The 19,326-nt window shown below is 33.1% G+C and carries 23 protein-coding genes; 15 read left to right on the top strand and 8 right to left on the bottom strand.

The annotated features are described in order from the left end of the window. Positions 1 to 3 precede the first annotated feature (3 nt). Positions 4 to 333 carry a winged helix-turn-helix domain-containing protein gene (locus NSED_RS05565; protein WP_014965273.1) on the top strand — a complete coding sequence of 110 codons (330 nt, stop codon included), beginning with the start codon at positions 4 to 6 and terminating at the stop codon, positions 331 to 333. Between the two features lie 6 nt (positions 334 to 339). Here the strand turns inward: NSED_RS05565 and NSED_RS05560 are convergent, their stop codons facing one another. Further along, positions 340 to 966, bottom strand: coding sequence for a hypothetical protein (locus NSED_RS05560; RefSeq protein ID WP_014965272.1), 627 nt, complete (start codon positions 964 to 966; stop codon positions 340 to 342). A gap of 151 nt (positions 967 to 1,117) precedes the next feature. Between NSED_RS05560 and NSED_RS10965 the strand changes: the two genes are divergently transcribed. From NSED_RS10965 to NSED_RS05520, 9 genes are all read left to right on the top strand, one after another. Beyond that, complete coding sequence (locus NSED_RS10965; protein ID WP_272942428.1) at positions 1,118 to 1,246, top strand: hypothetical protein; 129 nt, start codon at positions 1,118 to 1,120, stop codon at positions 1,244 to 1,246. 41 nt (positions 1,247 to 1,287) lie between these two features. Then, positions 1,288 to 3,789, top strand: a complete 2,502-nt coding sequence (locus tag NSED_RS05550) for a M1 family metallopeptidase (protein ID WP_014965271.1) — start codon at positions 1,288 to 1,290, stop codon at positions 3,787 to 3,789. Further along, complete coding sequence (locus NSED_RS05545; RefSeq protein WP_014965270.1) at positions 3,782 to 4,189, top strand: hypothetical protein; 408 nt, start codon at positions 3,782 to 3,784, stop codon at positions 4,187 to 4,189. The genes NSED_RS05550 and NSED_RS05545 overlap by 8 nt, the downstream gene beginning before the upstream one ends. Positions 4,190 to 4,375: 186 nt before the next feature. Continuing rightward, positions 4,376 to 4,606 carry a hypothetical protein gene (locus NSED_RS05540; protein ID WP_014965269.1) on the top strand — a complete coding sequence of 77 codons (231 nt, stop codon included), beginning with the start codon at positions 4,376 to 4,378 and terminating at the stop codon, positions 4,604 to 4,606. Between the two features lie 189 nt (positions 4,607 to 4,795). Then, entirely contained in the window at positions 4,796 to 5,293 is a 498-nt protein-coding gene (locus NSED_RS05535; protein ID WP_014965268.1) for a hypothetical protein, read from the top strand. 335 nt (positions 5,294 to 5,628) lie between these two features. Then, positions 5,629 to 5,790 (top strand): hypothetical protein, encoded by a 162-nt coding sequence (locus NSED_RS10310; protein WP_016940311.1) that lies wholly within the window; start codon positions 5,629 to 5,631, stop codon positions 5,788 to 5,790. Between the two features lie 60 nt (positions 5,791 to 5,850). Beyond that, on the top strand, positions 5,851 to 6,255 hold the full coding sequence (locus tag NSED_RS05530; RefSeq protein ID WP_014965267.1) for a hypothetical protein: 405 nt from the start codon (positions 5,851 to 5,853) through the stop codon (positions 6,253 to 6,255). 96 nt (positions 6,256 to 6,351) lie between these two features. Next, on the top strand, positions 6,352 to 7,269 hold the full coding sequence (meaB, locus tag NSED_RS05525; protein ID WP_014965266.1) for a methylmalonyl Co-A mutase-associated GTPase MeaB: 918 nt from the start codon (positions 6,352 to 6,354) through the stop codon (positions 7,267 to 7,269). A 4-nt stretch (positions 7,270 to 7,273) separates the two neighbouring features. After that, positions 7,274 to 8,875, top strand: a complete 1,602-nt coding sequence (locus NSED_RS05520) for an acyl-CoA mutase large subunit family protein (protein ID WP_014965265.1) — start codon at positions 7,274 to 7,276, stop codon at positions 8,873 to 8,875. 33 nt (positions 8,876 to 8,908) lie between these two features. On the opposite strand, the gene NSED_RS05515 is transcribed toward NSED_RS05520, so the two are convergent. Continuing rightward, positions 8,909 to 9,727 carry a hypothetical protein gene (locus NSED_RS05515; protein WP_014965264.1) on the bottom strand — a complete coding sequence of 273 codons (819 nt, stop codon included), beginning with the start codon at positions 9,725 to 9,727 and terminating at the stop codon, positions 8,909 to 8,911. A 185-nt stretch (positions 9,728 to 9,912) separates the two neighbouring features. On the opposite strand from NSED_RS05515, the gene NSED_RS10510 reads away from it, so the two are divergent. The 5 genes from NSED_RS10510 (at position 9,913) to mce (ending at position 11,870) form a co-directional block, all read left to right on the top strand. Continuing rightward, a complete protein-coding gene (locus NSED_RS10510) occupies positions 9,913 to 10,059 on the top strand; it encodes a hypothetical protein (protein ID WP_016940312.1) in 147 nt (48 codons plus the stop codon). A gap of 16 nt (positions 10,060 to 10,075) precedes the next feature. Then, positions 10,076 to 10,456 (top strand): hypothetical protein, encoded by a 381-nt coding sequence (locus tag NSED_RS05510; protein ID WP_014965263.1) that lies wholly within the window; start codon positions 10,076 to 10,078, stop codon positions 10,454 to 10,456. A gap of 50 nt (positions 10,457 to 10,506) precedes the next feature. Beyond that, on the top strand, positions 10,507 to 10,971 hold the full coding sequence (locus tag NSED_RS05505; RefSeq protein ID WP_014965262.1) for a universal stress protein: 465 nt from the start codon (positions 10,507 to 10,509) through the stop codon (positions 10,969 to 10,971). Beyond that, positions 10,968 to 11,405 carry a universal stress protein gene (locus NSED_RS05500; protein ID WP_014965261.1) on the top strand — a complete coding sequence of 146 codons (438 nt, stop codon included), beginning with the start codon at positions 10,968 to 10,970 and terminating at the stop codon, positions 11,403 to 11,405. The genes NSED_RS05505 and NSED_RS05500 overlap by 4 nt, the downstream gene beginning before the upstream one ends. 66 nt (positions 11,406 to 11,471) lie before the next feature. Beyond that, positions 11,472 to 11,870: a methylmalonyl-CoA epimerase gene (gene mce / locus NSED_RS05495; protein WP_014965260.1), complete on the top strand. Its 399-nt coding sequence runs from the start codon at positions 11,472 to 11,474 to the stop codon at positions 11,868 to 11,870. 137 nt (positions 11,871 to 12,007) lie between these two features. Here the strand turns inward: mce and NSED_RS05490 are convergent, their stop codons facing one another. The 6 genes from NSED_RS05490 to NSED_RS05465 form a co-directional block, all read right to left on the bottom strand. Next, positions 12,008 to 12,310: a hypothetical protein gene (locus NSED_RS05490; protein ID WP_014965259.1), complete on the bottom strand. Its 303-nt coding sequence runs from the start codon at positions 12,308 to 12,310 to the stop codon at positions 12,008 to 12,010. Positions 12,311 to 12,416: 106 nt separating this feature from the next. Then, positions 12,417 to 12,974: a CBS domain-containing protein gene (locus tag NSED_RS05485; protein WP_014965258.1), complete on the bottom strand. Its 558-nt coding sequence runs from the start codon at positions 12,972 to 12,974 to the stop codon at positions 12,417 to 12,419. A 105-nt stretch (positions 12,975 to 13,079) separates the two neighbouring features. Continuing rightward, on the bottom strand, positions 13,080 to 15,746 hold the full coding sequence (ppdK, locus tag NSED_RS05480; protein ID WP_014965257.1) for a pyruvate, phosphate dikinase: 2,667 nt from the start codon (positions 15,744 to 15,746) through the stop codon (positions 13,080 to 13,082). Positions 15,747 to 15,779: 33 nt separating this feature from the next. Continuing rightward, the gene (gene tpiA, locus NSED_RS05475; RefSeq protein ID WP_014965256.1) at positions 15,780 to 16,436 is read right to left on the bottom strand and encodes a triose-phosphate isomerase; all 657 of its coding nucleotides are present in this window, start codon (positions 16,434 to 16,436) and stop codon (positions 15,780 to 15,782) included. 38 nt (positions 16,437 to 16,474) lie between these two features. Continuing rightward, complete coding sequence (locus NSED_RS05470; RefSeq protein ID WP_014965255.1) at positions 16,475 to 16,759, bottom strand: SemiSWEET family sugar transporter; 285 nt, start codon at positions 16,757 to 16,759, stop codon at positions 16,475 to 16,477. An 8-nt stretch (positions 16,760 to 16,767) separates the two neighbouring features. Then, a complete protein-coding gene (locus NSED_RS05465) occupies positions 16,768 to 19,326 on the bottom strand; it encodes a DNA-directed DNA polymerase I (RefSeq protein ID WP_014965254.1) in 2,559 nt (852 codons plus the stop codon).

The following is a 19,326-nucleotide window of genomic DNA, read 5'->3' as shown; positions in this document are numbered from 1 at the left end:
ATTATGCAAACAGTTACACAATTAAAAATTGAAGAACCTCAGAGAAAAGAAACTTTTCTTGAAATTCTCTCTGACAAATACTGTAGATCAATATTGGAAGCAATTATGGATACTCCAAAATCTGCTATAGAGGTATCTCGTGAAAAAATTATCCCATTGAGTACTGTCTATAGAAGAATACAGCAGTTACATGATTCAAAAATGATTAGGACTTCTGGTGTAATCACAGAAGAGGGTAAAAGACTGTTTCTTTACAAAAGCAAAATCAAAGAAGTAAATACACGTTTTAGTGGTGGAAAACTTGATGTTGAAGTGGTTTTCGCCAAAAACTAATCTTTTTTAATATTCATGCTCACTAAAATCTCCACCAAGTGCAATTGATGCAATAACTGTAGATTCTGTTGTTTGGCATTTCATTTTTGAATCTGGTAAAAATTCTTTGAATATTTCTTGTAATAATTGCTCTGTAAAAATGGACCAATTACTTCCTAATTCATGTTGGATGATGAAATGATGTAGTTCTCCTTCAATTCTATGGTCTGATTTCATTCCAGATGCTCTCATGTAATCTTCTAATGTCTCAATACATCTTTTCAAATCATATTTTCCTTTGATAAATAACACTGTGTCTTTGATGACTGGTTTTATGATGTTGATTATTTCATTAATCTCTTTTGCAGTCATATCCACTCCTAAAGTATCTAGAATTTTTTTAGGAACTGGAATGATGCCAATTTTATCTGCAAATCTGTCCCACCGAATATATTTTTCTAAAATTTGCCTTGCCATTACATTGTGAGAGATATTCTTGTTCATGGCTTCTGTTTCGATTTCTTCTACAAGTTTTACAGGTAGGCGATATGTTACACTACGCGTTTTTTCTTTTTTAGGGGGATGTTGCTGCCGTTTAATGGTAGAATCCAATTTACAAACCTCTCCAATGAATTGAATATAAAGTTGATTCAAAAGTGACTAGAAATTTGCTCTCAAATTTGATAATCATATTCCCTTTTAAAATAAACTCATTCCTTTTATTATTTTGAGGGAATAGATATGCAATTTTTAGCATTAATTCATTTGAGATATGGGACAATATTGTAAAAATTGTGGGAAATTCATGAAAAACCCCGACATGACTCATTGTTCTGATGAGTGTCTTTTGATTACCATCAAAAACAGTATGTCTTTAGATGAATATGGAACGAATGCAATCACATGGGATGAAAAATCTGATCCTTGGACATGAAATAGAAAATCTACTTAAAGTGCATTTGAAATATCTCAACTGTGGAGATAATTCCAATTAATTACCAATTAACTTTTGAACCTGATCTCAAAAAATTCACTTTTTCTGGTAGTGAAATTATTTCTGCAGATTGTAAAAAATCCAACAATACAATAATTCTAGATTGTGCCGAACTCAAGATCACCTCTTGTATAGTAAAGTCTCAAGGGAAAATTGTCAAATCATCTCCAAAAACTAATGAGAAAAAAGAAGAACTACAAATCAAACTATCTCAAAAAATTAAAGGAAAAATTACAATTGACTTGGAATTTCAAGGAATTCTAAATGATAGATTGCTTGGGTTTTATAGGAGTCAATATGTTCAAAATGGAAAGACGAAATATCTTGCAACCACACAATTTGAAGCTGCTGACGCTAGACGTGCATTTCCATGTTGGGATGAGCCTGAGGCTAAGGCAACTTTTGATATTTCTATAATTGCAGATAACAAATTTACCGCAATTTCAAACATGCCGATCAAATCAAAGAAAAAAATTGGGGCAAAAACTATTTACCATTTTTCAAAAACTCCTATAGTCTCAACATACTTGATCTATCTTGGAGTTGGAGAATTTGAATATCTTACTGGCCGTGTTGGAAAAATTCAGATTAGGGTAATCACAACAAAAGGAAACAAATCCAAAGGGAAATTTTCCCTTGATTTGGGAAAGAAGCTTCTTACATCCTATGAAAAATATTTTGGAATAAAATACCCTTTACCTAAATTGGATTTGATTGCAGTTCCTGACTTTGCAGCTGGAGCAATGGAGAATTGGGGCGCAATTACTTTTAGAGAAACTATTTTGCTATATGATCCTAAAACATCTTCTACAAAGACCAAGCAATTCATCGCTGAAGTAATCTCTCATGAAATTGCACATCAATGGTTTGGCAACCTTGTCACGATGAAATGGTGGAATGATTTGTGGTTAAATGAGAGCTTTGCAACTTTCATGGCCACAAAATTTGTTGATAAATTTTACCCTGAATGGGATTTGTGGAATCAATTTGTTGAGGATGCGATGAATGTTGCAATGGGACTTGATTCCCTTAAAACAACACATCCGATTGATGTTAAAGTAAATTCCCCTGCTGAGATTAGAGAAATCTTTGATGCGATTTCTTATGACAAAGGTGGATGTATACTGAGAATGCTAGAACATTATGTGGGCGAACCAAATTTCCAAAAAGGATTAAAAAAATATCTGTCTGATTTCAAATATCAAAACGCAAAGGGTCAAGATTTGTGGGATGCAATTGGCAAAGCCTCTAAAATGCCTGTTTCCTCAATGGTAAATACATGGCTAAAACAACCTGGATTTCCACTAGTTGAAATTAATCAAGATGGGAATACACTGAAATTAGAACAAAAGAGGTATCTTTTAGAACCTGATAAAAAATTCAACAAAGGCTTATGGTCAATTCCATTATCTTTGGGGTTGGAATCTGAGATCTCTAAAAAATTGTTTACCAAAAAATCCATGTCTATAAAATTACCAAAAAATACTTTGGGTTTTGTTGCTAATTATGGAAGAAAAGGATTCTTTCGTGTAAAGTATGATGAAGGAATTTTACTTGATTTGAAAATGTTGGTAGATGAAAAGCGTATTCCTGCAATTGATAGATGGGCAATCCAAAATGATTTGTTTTCATTATGTGTTTCCGGTGATGAACAAGTGAGGAATTACCTTGATTTTTCTGATGCATATTTTGAAGAGGATAGTTACCTTGCATCTGTTAACGTTGCACACAATTTGGCATCATTATATTTCCGTGCTTTTGATGAACCTTTTGCAGAAGAAATTCGCGGGTATGCTGTCAATTACTTTAGGAAAATTTTATTCAATTTGGGATGGGATCCAAAAAAATCTGATAAACATACTGATGCACTGCTTCGTGGATTCACCATTTCTGTATTAGGTAAAATGAATGATGATGTAGTTACTGAAGAAGCCCTAAGAAGATATAAAAAATTCTTAAAATCTCCTAGTTCTATTTCCCCTGATTTGATAGAATCTATCTGTTCAATTGCTGCATGGAATGGAAATGCAAAAACTCATTCTGAATTGACAAAATTATACAAGAATGCAAAAACTATGGAAGAAAAACTGAGATTTCTGGGTGCACTGTGTAGTTTCAAAGATAAAAAATTACTTGTCAAATCCCTTGATTTCTCTCAAACTTCTCAAGTTCGCTCACAAAATATGCAATTACCAATCATGAAAGTTGCTGCAAATCCATATGGCGATAAAGTTTTGTGGGTGTGGTTAAAGAAAAATTGGAAGCGCATAAACAAAAAGGTTGGACATGGCAACCCTCTGTTTAATAGAATTGTAGCTAGTATTGCATCTGTAGCCGACGATTCTATGGAAAAAGAAATTAAAACTTTCTTCAAAAAAAATCCTACTCCTGGAACTGAAAGAACTCAGTCACAAACGCTTGAACGAATAAGAATAAACTCCAAATTCCTTAGACGTATGAGAAAAGAATTCAAAGATGGCTAAAAAACTTGGACCTCCAATATTTTTGGGAGTTTTTACTGTGTTGGCAATTATATTTTTGACCGGTGGGGCATCTGATGACAAAGATGCCCTTCGTCAAACATTTCATGTTGAGGCAATTTATTATGATGCTGGATTTGTGGAAGTCTCTTATCTAGATAATTCTGATAAAACAATTGCTGTTACAATGGAGGTTCTTGGCATGGATGAAACATTTCACAAAACTTTTTCTGATTCAGAATTTATAGAAATCATTCCATTTTCAAATGAACCAAAATATGGCTGGTCGATTCATCCTATAGTTTTAGAAATTGATCATGAGGAATTTGGACACATTCAATTAAAAACAGAAATTCATCCTGTGGGTGGGACCATTCCTCCTGTAATCTATTCTGCTCCTTAGATCGGATACAAGATTCTATTTCTAAATCGTATCTTTTAACATTAAATTTCCATTTAATTATAAACAACTAATCTCAAACTAGTCAGTAAAATTGTTCATGCTTTATGGGTTCTATGTCTATGTTATTTGAAATAACATACAGACTATAATGTATGAAAATCATAGAAAAATACTGTTGGTCAAACAATGAATTTTGAATCAAAAGAACTTGGAATTGCTTTAATTGTTATTGGAGTTGGGCTCCTTATAGGATCTCTTTTTTTGTTTTTGAATGATATGAATACAAATGATGTTAGTTATGGCACATTTCGAGTATTGCTTGCTGTTGTTTTTTCACCTGTCTTGATAATCATGGGTGTTAGAGGTCTGGTATTTCAATATAGGTTAAACAAGATATTAGATGAGGAAAAGAAATGACTAGCAATCTTAGGAAAATAACGGTGAAAAAATTAAGGAGTTTGGATTTACAATCTCAATTTTGGAGGAATAACAAATGGGAGTAGGTATTGGAGGGAATTTCAAAATAATGGGGGAAATGGTACAATTTGCAATGGATGTGGGTAATCAAATTTGGAATTTCTTTATGTGGTTGATTGGTGGATTTACATGACTTCAGAATTACTAGATCAAAAAATTGATAGTTTTAAGATAATTTGGCGTAAAGGTGTGTTTCATAGTGGCCCTGGCATTATTCAGAAAATGGATGGCACACTTTTAGGACACATTAAAGCAGGAGGTTGGATAAATAGATACATCTCTATCACTGACACAAATGATAAAGTCCTTATCAAATCTTATAAAAATAAAATTCATTCATACAGATATACGGTTAAAGATCAAAACCAAAATCCTATCGGTATAGTACATGGAAAAACTGACTTTGGTCTAAATCGTGACATGAAAATGAAAAATGAACATGGAGAAAAAATTTTAGAACTAAAAACAAATGATGACAATGAATTTGAGATTAAAACTACTATAGGAAAACTAGTCGCAAAAGACATCTTTATGCATTTAGAAAATTCAGATGAAATATCCCAACTAAAAATCCTAGATTTGGATTATGATCGAAAAAAATATTGGGCTTGTACATCTCATTTCTAAGTAGTACTTTTGATAAAACAGGCACTCATTGATGTTAAAAATTAAATTTCTTAGCTTTGTTAGATTAGCTAAATTCAAAAGTTTATCTGAAGATATGCCGTAATCTGATGGCTCGGTAGCCGATGATGTTATGCCTATTATCTGTTTAGTATAATTACACAAGATTCTATTTCTAAATCATGTCTCGTAGAGAAGAGTAAAGATGCAGATGGATATTAGAATAGTGTCAAGTATATCTTTGAGCTAAAAAGGTACAATCATAATCATTTTCAATACATGTTCGTACTGATGATGAGCAAAAACGTGAAGTTACTTTTGAAGCTGTATTGAACGGGGTGGATATTTCATCATCTTTCAATCCAATTGCAGGAACATATGAAACCATTTTGTTGTCTTTGGATGAAGGCAGGAATACTTTGAAGATGACAATAGATGGTATTAGAAATGATGGCAGAAATGCAACAGACAGAGACAGTCTAGGGTTTAACATTGGATGATTATTTAAAAATAAATTTCACACGTGATTTTATAACATACAAGTACGCTTTGAAAATACTATGAAATTAAGATACAAAATAACCATTGTGATAATCGCCATCGGCATTTTGATTCCTGCATCATTTTTGCCAATTAATAATCTGTCCGTTTATCTGGCAAATCAAGAATATATCTCAAATCTTCCAACCGTGGATGTAATTGGAGTTGTGGAATTTGAAAAAAATGGATCAATGGGATTTGATTATAAATTATACCTTGAAACAGAATCACAAAATGAATTAAAAGTTGAAAGAGTGTTTTTGGAATATGAAAATATAAATCAAGATTTTGTGGGTCAAGAAATTAGAGTGATTGGGAACTTTGAAAAAGATTACCAAGGATACATGATGTTAAGAGGTTCTGATTTTTCAAAATTAGAGATTACGCCCGTAATTTTTATCAAAGAGATTGAAATTTTAAACTAATTTGATTACTCTAATAACATAAAATAATGCCTATTATCTGTTAAATAAATAATATTACACAAGATTTTATTGCACCTCTGAATCATTTACTATGTCTTGGATTTACTTAATGATCTAAAAAAAGGAAAGCGAGGAGCAATTGCAAAAGCGATAACAATAGTTGAAAATGATCAAACAGAAGCAAAAAAACTATTGCGGAAAATTTTCAAAGATAGTGGAAACTCTGCAATAATTGGTATTACTGGACCTGCAGGAGCCGGTAAAAGCTCTTTAATTAACAAAACAGTGATTGCGATGAGAAAATTAGGCACAAAGCCTGCCGTCTTGGCAGTTGATCCTACAAGTCATGTTACTGGAGGTGCGATATTGGGAGATAGGGTTAGAATGAGTGAATCCACAGATTCTGGTACATACATCCGAAGTATTGCATCCCGTGGTGCAACCGGTGCTGTTTCTCGTTCATTGCGAAACAGTATTCGTGTTTTAGAATATGCTGGATTTAATCCAATAATTATCGAAAGTGTTGGAGCTGGCCAAACTGAAGTAGAGATTTCAAATATTGCTGACATTACTGTTGTTGTTTTTAATCCTAATACTGGCGATAGCATTCAAACTATCAAAGCTGGCTTGACTGAAATAGGGGATATCTACCTAGTTAACAAAAGTGACCTTAGTGGAACGAATCAACTTTTTGATGCGGTTCGTGATTTTATTGGCGACTCTGATAGAAATCCAATCATTCTAAAAACATCTGTTAAAAAGAATTCTGGAATTACTGTATTTGCAAAAACTTTGAAAGATATGATGAAATCGAAAAAGAAATTCAAAGATGCTAAAAATAAAGAGAGGCTTGAGGCAGAACTAAAGGATATTGTTTTAAATAACATAAAAGAAAAGATTGATGACATGCTGATTTCTGATAAAACCTTTTCAAAATATCTTAAAAAATTACAATCAAAAGACATTGATCCATTTCAAGCAGGAGATAAAATAACAAAATCTTTGTTAAAGTGATATTATGGCTGCAAAAAAATCATCAAAATCTAAAACCACTGAAAAGAAAATCTTTACTGATTCTACTTTTCCAGTAAAGCGCATATATCAAAAATCCTCAAAAAAGAGGCCTGTAGAGGATGCTGGAAAATATCCTTTCACTAGAGGAATTCATCCTGAAATGTTCCGTGAAAGATTTTGGACAATGAGACAATATTCTGGATTTGGTGATGCTAAACTTACTAATGAGAGATTCAAGTTCATGCTTGAAAAGGGTCAGACTGGGCTTAGCATGGCTTTTGATTTGCCAACCCAAATTGGATATGATTCTGATTCTCCACAAGCTGAAGGTGAAGTTGGAAAGGTGGGGGTGTCAATCACATCAATTAAAGATATGATGACTGCATTTGATGGTATTCCATTAGGTAAAGTCAGCTCTTCGATGACAATTAATTCTACAGCATCCACATTACTTGCATATTATATTGCAGTTGGAGAATCACAGGGTTTCAAAAGCACTGAGCTTCGTGGAACCACACAAAATGATATTCTCAAAGAATACATTGCAAGAAATACCTACATTTATCCTCCTCAACCATCCATGCGATTAATTGGTGACATGATAGAGTACTGTGCAGAAAAAGTTCCTTCGTGGTATCCAGTTTCGATTTCTGGATATCATATGAGAGAAGCTGGTTGTACTGCTACTCAAGAAGTTGCGTTTACTCTGGCAAATGCAATTGCCTATATTCAAACTTGTATTGATAAAGGATTAAAAATTGATGACTTTGCTCCAAGACTCTCATTCTTCTTTTGTTGTACCATAGAGTTCTTTGAAGAAGTTGCAAAGTTTAGAGTTGCAAGAAAAGTTTATGCAAAAATACTCAAAGAAATGTTTCATGCAAAGAACCCTCGTTCACTACAATTAAAATTTCATACTCAAACTAGTGGCGAATCTCTAACTGCTCAACAACCAAACAACAACATTGTGAGGGTTGCGATACAAACAATGGCAGCAGTTGCAGGCGGCACACAATCACTTCATACTAATTCTAGAGATGAGGCCCTTGCTCTTCCTACTCAGGAATCTGCAAAAATTGCTCTTAGAACACAGCAAATTGTAGCTCATGAAAGTGGAATTACAAAGACTGCTGATCCACTTGCAGGCTCTTACTATCTTGAAGAATTATGTGATCAAATTGAAGATGGTGTATGGAAATACCTGAAGAAAATTCAAAAGATGGGTGGTTCTGTTAAAGCAATTGAGAAAGGATTTTTCCAATCTGAAATTAGAGCAAATGCATATCGTCTTAAAAAAGAAACAGATGACGGTGACCGAGTAATTGTAGGTGTTAACAAATATGTCGAAGAAGAAGAGCAACCAGAATTATTGAGAATTGATGGTCGAATTGAAGTGCAGCAAAAGAAAGCCCTCAAAAAATTACGAGCAGAACGAGATTCTAAAAAATTAGAAAAGGCATTGTCTGCAATGCAGAGTGCAGCTGACACTGAAAAAAACCTCATGCCATACATTGTTACAGCTGCTAAGGCATTTGCAACCACTGGTGAAATTAGTAATACTTTCAGAGAGGTCTTTGGGGAATATCGTCCAAAAGAGGTCTTTTAGGACCTTACTGAGTTATTTTTTAAAACTATCAAACTAATTTTTGGGTTTTGCAATATAAAAGTCGGCGTAGAAATTACCGTCATCTTCGTATTTTTTAGTGTTAATTCCCATATCATGTAATATTGAAACAGTCTGTGCTTTTTCTTTAGAATCTGAAAAACTTCTTTGACGGATTGGTTTTATGTCGCTTTTTACAACAGAGTAATCAAACATCTCAAAAACTTCTTTAATGTCCTTCATGTCGAACATTCTAAGAACAGAGAATGCGAAGATTGGGGCAACATACTCTTTTCCATTTTCAATTGAATTAGATTGTCTGTTTTTAATTACTTTTAGAAGATTTGAAAATGCCTGATGTCCGATATATCCAACACAACCCGTTGCGATCACCACATCTATCTTCGGTAATGATTCTAGTAGATTTAATTTTTCAGTTTCAAGATCAATATTTATGCCTCTTTCACACAAATTCATCTCTTCAGAAAATTTTAAAGCTTCTTCTGAAATATCTATTTGATAGAAATTCATGTTGTCATTAATCGTACATTCTTCGTAGAATTGTTTAGCCTCTTTTTTTGTAGGTTCGGTACCGTTTAAAAAGAAATCATTTAATTCTGACATTGTTAAATTATATTTCATTAATGATGAATTGATACCATATGAACTTCCCAAATCTAAAACATTAATTGGTCTAGATACTGTCTCTTCAAGTTGCTGTATGATGGAGTTGTATAACGGTTTTGTTGAATCTGATATGAAGTATTCCAATCTATCCATTTCTTTTAGATAACTACATGGGGAATCTTGTATGTAAATATCTGTAAAATCTTTTTTTACTTTTAATTCATTCATCGTGGGTGATGATGCTATTCCCCCCTTAATAAAACCCGTTTAATTCTCTAGTCGTGAAAGAAAAATTTGATTATTTTTTATATTTTAAAAGAACATCTTTTATGTAATTAGTTTGTGAACATAGAAATAATTCCAAATTTGGAATTGAGCATACACTTTATTTAGATTTGTAGGCTAATTGATTCATGACTACCTTAAGTGAATTACGTGCCTGTAAATCATGTGGTAATGTTTTTACCAAAAAAGCAGGTGTAACCATGATAACTAGCTGCCCTCATTGCGATGGCACAAATTTTGATACTGTAGATGTAGGTGAGGAATTAATAGAATGATTTTCTTATTTAAAATATGAAGTATAAATTTTCAGCCAATGATAAAGAATGGCATCAAACATTACTCAATACATTTGAAAATATCTTGAACATGGAAATACAACCTGTTTTAGTTTATGATAGAAAACATTTTTCAAAATATCTTTACAAAAATAGCGTTAAACCAAATGCTGTTTGGGCTGAATGTATTAAAGAATGTGGTACAATTTGGCTAAATCCACATTTAGCAACAGAGCCAAAAGTTGAAACTGTAAACACGTTGTATCATGAATGCTTACACATCAAATATCCAAAAAAGAATGAACAAGAAATTAGACGATTAGCTGATAAAATAATTCCCGTGGCAAAATCACTCACTTCAAAGAAAAAGAAATTTGACATTACTCATAGACACTAGTTTGACAAACAACTTACAAGTTTATTTATCTCCCAGATTTTAGAATGACTATGTATGAGACAATTCTTGTTCCACATGCTGGAACTCCTGCCGGTGATGAGGCACTTAAACATGCAATTTATGCCTCAGATGATTCATCTAAAATAATCCTCTTACACGTTGTAGAAGAAATACATGCTCCTCCATCATTTGCTTTGTCATCCTCTGAAAGAGAAAAATTGCTAAAGAGTATTGGCAATGCAAATAAGGAAATGAAAAAAGATATGGAGAAAAAAATGGAAAAATATTCTCTGCAATGCAAAGAAAAAGGAGTTAAATCAAAAATTAAAGTGGCGATAGGAGATGCTGCTGAAATAATTTTAGATACTGTTGAAAAAGAAAAAGTAGATCTAATAGTAATGTCAAAACGACGCAAATTGAAGGGGATAAAAAAATTATTATCTTTAGGTAGTGTTTCAAGAAAGATTGTTGAAAATGCTAATTGCCCTGTGTTATTACTGGATATTGGAAAATGAAAAAACTTTTTGACCATATATTGGTTCCATACAATGGATTTCATGGTAGTCAAAAAGCTTTCAAAAAAGCAATTGGATTATCACAACTGACAAAATCAAAAATAACAGTTTTGACATGCGTTGAAGATAGAGCCACATTTGGGTTATTCAAAACAAAAACAGACAAAGAGGAATTTGATAAGGAATGTAAAATGATCGAATTAGAACATAGCAAACTTGAAAAATATGCTACAGAACATGATATTTCCCCTGCTTTTAAAATTACTAAGAGTAGTATGCCAGCCAATGAAATTCTTGAATTTGCAAAAAAATATGATGTGGATTTGATAATCATGGGGATGAAAAAGCGCACTAGATATGAAAAAAGACACTATCCTAGCACCATTGATGATGTTTCAAAAAATTTTGATCGTGCAATTTTAATTTTAAACTAAAATCAAAAATGATTCGTGTTGTAATAAAATAAATCCATTAATACTGTAAATTGTGATGTCTTTTAGATGAAAATTGATCACATTGCAATTGCAGTAAATGATGTGGAAGAATCTGCTAAAATTTACCAGAAAGCACTAGGAGTTGATTCAGTAGAATTTGAAACAGTGGAATCTGAAGGTGTTAAAGTCGCAATCATTCATTTGGAAAATGGTCGTGTCGAATTAATGCAGCCTACAAATGATTCTAGTCCTATAAAGAAATTTTTAGATAAAAAAGGTCAAGGATTACATCATATGGCACTAGACACTGACAATATAGAGGGTGAAGTAGAACGAATGGAAGGTTGTGGAATCCAATTCTTGGGAAAAATCCGACCTGGTTCTGCAGGAACTAAAGTCACATTCATTCATCCAAAATCTCTTCAAGGGGTATTGGCAGAACTTTGCTCTCATCCTAAAGAATAATTATTTCATTCTTTAGAAAAATTATGTTCATACTGACTACATTTATTTCCTAAACATCATCCATATTCTTGAACCTACAAAAATCCCTACTGCCAGAACTATGAATATGGGAACTAGAATTTCAAAATCCAATCTTATTATCCCTGCTGATTCTTTTTTCCATCTTTCAAATCATATTCACCCTTTATCTTTAGTTCTTCTTTTGTGAGTGCTGGAATTCCAACACGATGGATTGGCACCATTCCATGACTAACAAGAAGTTTGCGATATTGCTGAAAATATCTGCCTAATTCTTGTTTCAAAAATAATGCATGTTCTTCAAACTGTTGTGATTCTGCAATTTGACGCTCATTTCTTAATCTTTGAGATTTGTTTTCTACTTCATTGATATTTTTCTGTCTTCTTTTAAATCCTGTAACAATAAAATTTTCAAATGCCATCAAAACATCTCTCTTAAACTTTAGTGTGTTGTGATGATATGAAACTATTTTGCTGATTTTTAAACATGGGCATCAATCTAAAAAATGATTTATTTATGAAGAAATTTCATTCCATCATTTTCAATGTGTCTGATGCTGTAATTATTCCGATGATTTTCGATTTTTTTGAAACTAGAATACACTTTGAATATCTGATCAATGGGACTAACACATTAGCTGGTGTATCAAAATCTACTATGGGTGGTACAGGATCCATTGTGTCTGCTAACTTTGCTTTTTTCAACTCTGCTTCTCCTAAATCTGCAAGATGTTTTACTATCCCATCTTCAGATACTACTCCCACTACATCTGAATTGTCAAAAACAGGGATCTGACTGATTGACAATTGATGCATTTTCTTGATTGCATCATGAAGTGTATTTGTTGGTTTTAGTTTTACGATATCCCTGCTACAAAAATCTCCTGCTGTATGAGATGATGATTCCCCTTCTAATTGAGTAAGGCTCTCAAAAATCTTTTTTGCCGTCTCATAGCTGGGTTGACTTCTTCCTGATTCTATTTGATTAATCATGGATGTACTTACCCCTGTCATTGCCGCAAGCTTTTTCTGAGTTATGCCTATCTTTTGTCTAATCTGTTTAATTGAATCAATTCTAGGTAACAATTCACTTTGAAATGTTTTTAATTGATTTAAAAATTTCTTTTCTGATTAGATAAGTGAACTAGTCATATGGCATTCTAAATTATTCAAAATATCTTGATTTTAATCCTATTTTTTCTTTGATTTATTTTTTGGTTGTTCAATTGCTGCTTGTGCTGCTGCAACTATTGCAATAGGAATTCGATGGGGTGATGCACTAACATAACTTAGACCTATGCTATGACAGAATTTAATTGAATTAGGATCTCCTCCGTGTTCTCCACAAATTCCTATCTCCATGTTTGGTCTGAGATTTCTTCCTGCTGCAACTCCCATTTTTATCAAGCTGCCTACCCCGTTTACATCAATTGATTGGAATGGGTTCCTCTCAAGAAGTTCTTTTTCCATATATTCTGGAAGGAATTTCCCTTCCACATCTTCTCTGCTGAAACTAAATGTTCCTTGTGTGAGGTCATTTGTACCGAAACTAAAGAATTCTGCAGTGGTTGCAAGTTCATTTGCTGTTAATGCTGCTCTTACAACTTCGATCATAGTTCCAAAGTTAATCTTTAATTTCATTTTGTATTTTGATTCTGTCTCTTTCTTAATGGAATCATAAATTTTCTTAATGTGATTTAATTCTGCGATGCTACTAATTTGAGGAATCATGATTTGTGGATGTGCCTTTACTTTTTTCTTTGTTAATTCTACTAATGCTTCAAAGACTGCACGAATTTGCATCTCGTATATTTCAGGATATGTAATTCCTACTCTGACTCCTCTATGCCCCATCATCGGGTTTACTTCTGCAAGTTCTCTTGCCCTTTTTAGAACAATTTTTGCTTTTTCAACTTCTGCAGTTTCTTTTTTTAATTCTAATTTGTGGATTTTCTCTGCTAGTTCTTCTGGGTTTGGTAGGAATTCGTGTAGTGGTGGGTCTAGTAATCTAATGGTAACTTCGTATCCTTCCATTGCCTTTAGAATTTGAACAAAGTCGCTTTTTTGCAATTCTCCTAATTTTTGTAAAATCTTACTTCGCTCTTCGATGCTTTCTGCCATGATCATTTCTACAAATAGATTGATTCTATCACTGCCGTTGAACATTCTTTCTGTTCTGCAGAGCCCGATTCCTTGTCCTCCGAATTCTCTTGCAAGTTTTGCACCCTCAGGCGTATCTGCATTAGCTCTAATCCCTATTTTTTTTGCTTTTTGGGACCAATCTAAAATTTGCTTAAAGTCTGTATTTACTTTAGGTTCTATAGTTGGAATGTCTCCAATGTATACTGCTCCTGAACTGCCATCTATTGTAATCGAATCCCCCTCATGAACAACTTTTCCATCTACGCTACATTGTTTATTGTCAAGATCAATTTTCAGATTAGAGCATCCTACGATACATGGTTTTCCCATTCCTCTTGCAACTACTGCTGCATGAGATGTTTTACCTCCACGACTGGTTAAAATTCCAACTGATTCAAAGAATGCTGGAACGTCTTCGGGTTTTGTTTCTTCTCTAATTAGAATCACTTTGGCCCCGTTCTCGCCCATGATTGTTGCTCTTTTTACATCCAAAACTGCAATTCCACTTGCTGCTCCTGGTGATGCTGCAATTCCTTTTGCTAGTAATGTATGATTTTTGATTTCATTAGGATCTATTCTTTTATGTAATAATTGCTCTAATTGTTCTGCTTGTAATCTTGTAATTGCTCTATTTTTATCAATTAATTTTTCTTTCACCATGTCAATTGATGTTTTTACCATTCCTACTGCATTCATCTTTGCATTTCTTGTTTGCAACAAATAGAATTTTCCTTGCTCAATAGTAAATTCAATATCTTGTGGCTCTTTGTAGTGTCTTTCAAGCCTTTCACATGTTTTGACTAGTTGTTTGTAGGATTCTGGCAAGTCCTTTTTCATCTCATCTACTTGTTTTCCTGTTCTTACTCCTGCTACTACGTCTTCTCCTTGCGCATTAATTAGATATTCGCCGTAAATCTTTCTTGTTCCGTCTCCAGGATTTCTTGTAAATACAACTCCTGTTGCACAATCATCTCCCATGTTCCCAAATGCCATGGATACAATATTTACTGCAGTTCCATTTGCAATATCTTTTGTAATATTATTTTTCTCTCTGTATACAATTGCTCTTTCTCCCATCCAACTTCCAAATACTGCCTTGATTGCAAGTTCTACTTGTTCAGTTGGGTCTGTTGGAAATTTCCTTCCTGTATGAGTGTCACAGATTTGTTTGTATTTTGCAACAATTTCTCTTAGTGACTCTTCATTCAAATCACTGTCCACTTGTACGTTTTGTTTTTTCTTTGCTGCTTCTAAAACATCATCGAATTTCTTATCCTCCACCCCAAACACTACTTTTCCAAATAATTGTACAAATCTTCTGTAAGAATCCCATGCAAATCTTGGATTGCTACTTTTTTCAGATAACCCGATAACTGTTTCATCATTTAACCCTAAATTCAGAATTGTATCCATCATGCCTGGCATAGAAATTGCTGCGCCTGATCTGACTGATACTAGTAGTGGATTTGTTTTTGAATTCCATTTTTTCCCTGTTTTTCTCTCTATTTTTGCAATATTCTTTTTTACTTCTGCCATGAGTGTTTTTGGCAATTTTTTGTTATTTTCATAATATTTGTTACAAACTTCAGTGGTAATTGTAAATCCTGGAGGTACGGGTAGCTTCAATCTGGTCATTTCGCATAGACCTGCTCCTTTTCCACCTAGAAGCTGCTTGTTTTTGCCGTCTCCTTCATCATAAAAATAAACTTGTTTCATTTTTTACGATTAACCAATCCTAGGAAGGGGGTATTAAACCATTGACTTGGCAAAATCTGCCATAATCTTATTCCAGTCTTTTGCTTTGATAATTCCACTTGCAACTAAGATTCCCTTGGATCCTAATTCTATGGCTTTTGACACATCTTCTCCTGAAACAATTCCCGCACCACAAAGTAATTTTGTACTATTTTTTGCATTCTTTATCGCTTTTGCGGCTTTAGCGATTAATTCTGGTTTTTCTTTAGAAACTGCTTTGCCCGATCCAATTAATTCCGGAGGTTCTATTGCAATATAATCTGGATTGAATTTTGCATATTTTTTAACTTCGGCAACATCTTTTACACATAAAATAGATATCATTTTTAATTCTTTTAATTTTAAAATTAATTTTTCAATTTCTTTACTGGAAATTCTATGTTCGCTGTGATTGATTAATGATCCTTTGACTCTAGATTTTTTTAATAATTCTGGAATCACAAATCCTGTAGTGCTTCCAACCTTTGAGTCATCAACATGTTGGGCTAAAATTGGAATTGAACTATTTGATACCAATCCAATTAGATGCTGTGGTGGTGATATTGCTATTTTTATTTTATATTTTTTGGAAATTTTTTCTGCCGTTTTTACAAATTTGACTATTTTATCTCCTGCAATTTCTTCATAATTTTTACAATTAATTACAAACATCTTTCTTTGAAATTTTTTGTATTGTATTTATTCCTTGATTATGATGGTTTAGCATGCATGTCATATCTTTTCTTCATTCCTAATACTATGATCATTAAAATTAACCCTGACATGTTTGTACCAATTATGAATACGTCATCTACGATAATCCCGTAAATTAGCCATAATATCGAACCTGCTGCAATGAAGATCATTAAAAATTTCGAAACATCTTTGAGTCTTTTGGTTTTATACCCTTTGTAGATTTGTTCAATCCATCCCATCAAAATAAAAATCCCTGCGGTTATTCCTAATATTGTTAGAAATGTTCCATCTACTTCCATTTTCTATTCTAGCTCCAAAAGAATTCATCTAATCCTGTTTGTTTTGGCTTTCCTAGCATTGTGTCAAAATCTAAATCCATTGAGGATGTGATTTGTTCTAATGTTGATTCCATAAATTCCATGTATTTTTTAGAATCAATTTCTTCCTTCTTTGCCAATTCAACTGGCTTTACGCCGGGTTTGTTTAGGATTTTGATAAATGAAATTTTGTCTCCTTTCTTTATCTCTCTGATGGATTCTAATTGTTTGGCTGCTCTGATATGTTGAGGAATTGTTTTTACATATTCAGATGGTGCCTTACTTAGCATTACATTAAATGTCAAATCTTTTAATGGTATTTCTTTTGCTTCCACTTTTTTACCACATGTTGCAATTTTTTCTGTGATCTCTTGCTTTGCCTTTACGAAATCTTCTACTGTTTGGACTCTGGACAAGACATCGATTAATTCATAAAATAAATTTTTGATGAATGCAGGTGTGTGTGATTTTTTGCCTGTCAATCCTTTAACGTCTACTTTACCATCCTTTGTAACTCCCAAATAGTTTTTCTTTCTATTGCTGAGCACACAATATCTGTACGTTTTATCTATCTCTAAATCTACACCGTGTTCTTTCTTTGCTTGCTCTATTACAATTTTGATTTGCTCTTTTGTTGGATTTTTAATAAATAATGAATCTGTGTCTCCATACAGAACCTCAATCCCTGCTTCTTCGCATTTTTTGATTGTTTCTAAAATTGTATATCTGCCGATTGCAGTTGTTGCTTCTGCTACTGGTAGGAAGTAAAGTGGAAATATTTCAGCTCCCATTACCCCATAACTGGCATTTAGAATCACTTTGAGTGCTTGGCTGACAACTGTATATTGCTGTCTTTGATCATCTGTTAATGTCTCTTTTTTCGATAAACTTTTGTAATAATTTACTCTCAAATCTCTTAACGATCCAATAATCATTGATGTCTGGCCATTCTTTTTTGTACATGCCCAATGATTTGTTCCCGGTATTGTATTTTTTTTACACTCCTCGTGAGGGCATCTAACTGTTTCATATGATAGATTTCTAACTTTGATAATGCTTGGATACAGACTAGCAAAATCCATTACTACCACATCAAAATGAATTCCTTCTTTAGGTTCTACAACAAGACCTCCACGATATTTCTTATCTTTGATCACGGCATCTGACATTACCCCTTCTGATCTTCTTTGTAACTCCTCTCGTTTTGGAATCAAACAATTTTCTCGTCTATGTTCATAATACAGTAAACTTCTAATCCACTGTGACACCCCCATTCTTGCAATATCGTCAATTGGCATTCTTCCAATTCTTGCAATGATTACAAGCAAGTCCATCATCAAATCTTTGTTAAAGCTGGTTAGTTCGTATGTTAGAAGAGCATCATTATAACAATAATTTGCAGTCTGGTAGAGTGATAACTCGTCAAATTCTAATCCATAATCTATCTTTTCTTTGCCTAGAAGTGCTTTTGATACACTGTTTAAAGAAAAGTCCGTGTATTTTTGACTAAATGCATAGATTTGAAATGATCTGTTTGAAAGAACTTTGTACAAATCAAGATGAACTCCTTCTTTTAATGTTGCAGAATCTCTCATCATATAAAGAGGATTATCTGAATTTTTTACTCCTAATCTTTCTGCTCTGTTGTAGAGATACGGTAAATCAAATTCATCTCCATTGTATGTTAGAACAAATGGAAATGTCTTCATTATTTCAAATGCGTCTTGAATCATTTCTTTTTCTTTGTCTGATTCATAAAATGTAATTTTGATATTTTGTTCTAGTTCATTTGTTCCTTCTTCTGTACCTTCTGTTTTGAGCACAAAAATTTGGTCAAATCCGTCAGAACCTTTCAATCCTATTGCAGTGACCTTTTTTTCTGCAATTTTTGGATCTGGGATGCGCCCTATCTCTGCTTCTACTTCAATATCTATACTTAGTCTCTTTATTTTTGGTATTGGTTGGTTTAGTAAATCTGCCCATTCAGAAATATATTTTTTAAATTCTTCCGCATCAACCATGCTCTCACTATCTACTTTATCCCACAACAAACTCTTCAATGCAAGTCTAACTTCATCCGAAATTTCTAGATCATGTGATTTTAACTCCCCATTTACGACTTCATAATATTTTCCAACGATTAGTTGTCTATCATACAAATAATTCTCATAATATTTGATATCTGATTCCCATGTCTCAATCACATTTCTAATACTTTTGTCTCCTGCTGTTCCCCCTATTGCTAACGGGTCTGCAACAGTGATTTTTGACATGTCTATTTCTTTGTCTTTCATTAAATCATATTTTCGAACCGTTTTGATTTCCAAAATGTCATCTCTTTCTTGAAGAAAATCTAATTCGTCTGGAGATAATCTTGAATAACAATATGGTTTGTGCCCTGTTTCATCTTTCCATAAGAATAATTTTTTAGATTCTGGATCATAGAATTTCAAAACTGCAGATTTTGAAATATTGTCATATGTTGCTGATACTAACATTGATGCTGGCATTGATTCAATTTTCTTAGTTTCTGGCAAATTTACTTGCAT

The sequence above is a fragment of the Candidatus Nitrosopumilus sediminis genome, from assembly GCF_000299395.1.
GTDB classification, from domain to species: Archaea; Thermoproteota; Nitrososphaeria; order Nitrososphaerales; family Nitrosopumilaceae; genus Nitrosopumilus; species Nitrosopumilus sediminis.
Note: the sequence above shows the minus strand (reverse complement) of the source record. Positions and strands in the feature narration are given on the sequence as shown.

Coding starts and splice junctions, on each gene's coding strand:
- NSED_RS05565 (WP_014965273.1), top strand. CDS start 4: ATGCAAACAGTTACACAATTAAAAATTGAAGAACCTCAGAGAAAAGAA.
- NSED_RS10965 (WP_272942428.1), top strand. CDS start 1,118: ATGAAAAACCCCGACATGACTCATTGTTCTGATGAGTGTCTTTTGATT.
- NSED_RS05545 (WP_014965270.1), top strand. CDS start 3,782: ATGGCTAAAAAACTTGGACCTCCAATATTTTTGGGAGTTTTTACTGTG.
- NSED_RS05540 (WP_014965269.1), top strand. CDS start 4,376: ATGAATTTTGAATCAAAAGAACTTGGAATTGCTTTAATTGTTATTGGA.
- NSED_RS05535 (WP_014965268.1), top strand. CDS start 4,796: ATGACTTCAGAATTACTAGATCAAAAAATTGATAGTTTTAAGATAATT.
- NSED_RS05530 (WP_014965267.1), top strand. CDS start 5,851: ATGAAATTAAGATACAAAATAACCATTGTGATAATCGCCATCGGCATT.
- NSED_RS05520 (WP_014965265.1), top strand. CDS start 7,274: ATGGCTGCAAAAAAATCATCAAAATCTAAAACCACTGAAAAGAAAATC.
- NSED_RS05515 (WP_014965264.1), bottom strand. CDS start 9,727: ATGAATGAATTAAAAGTAAAAAAAGATTTTACAGATATTTACATACAA.
- NSED_RS10510 (WP_016940312.1), top strand. CDS start 9,913: ATGACTACCTTAAGTGAATTACGTGCCTGTAAATCATGTGGTAATGTT.
- NSED_RS05510 (WP_014965263.1), top strand. CDS start 10,076: ATGAAGTATAAATTTTCAGCCAATGATAAAGAATGGCATCAAACATTA.
- NSED_RS05505 (WP_014965262.1), top strand. CDS start 10,507: ATGTATGAGACAATTCTTGTTCCACATGCTGGAACTCCTGCCGGTGAT.
- NSED_RS05500 (WP_014965261.1), top strand. CDS start 10,968: ATGAAAAAACTTTTTGACCATATATTGGTTCCATACAATGGATTTCAT.
- mce (WP_014965260.1), top strand. CDS start 11,472: ATGAAAATTGATCACATTGCAATTGCAGTAAATGATGTGGAAGAATCT.
- NSED_RS05490 (WP_014965259.1), bottom strand. CDS start 12,310: ATGGCATTTGAAAATTTTATTGTTACAGGATTTAAAAGAAGACAGAAA.
- ppdK (WP_014965257.1), bottom strand. CDS start 15,746: ATGAAACAAGTTTATTTTTATGATGAAGGAGACGGCAAAAACAAGCAG.
- tpiA (WP_014965256.1), bottom strand. CDS start 16,436: ATGTTTGTAATTAATTGTAAAAATTATGAAGAAATTGCAGGAGATAAA.
- NSED_RS05470 (WP_014965255.1), bottom strand. CDS start 16,759: ATGGAAGTAGATGGAACATTTCTAACAATATTAGGAATAACCGCAGGG.
- NSED_RS05465 (WP_014965254.1), bottom strand. CDS start 19,326: ATGCAAGTAAATTTGCCAGAAACTAAGAAAATTGAATCAATGCCAGCA.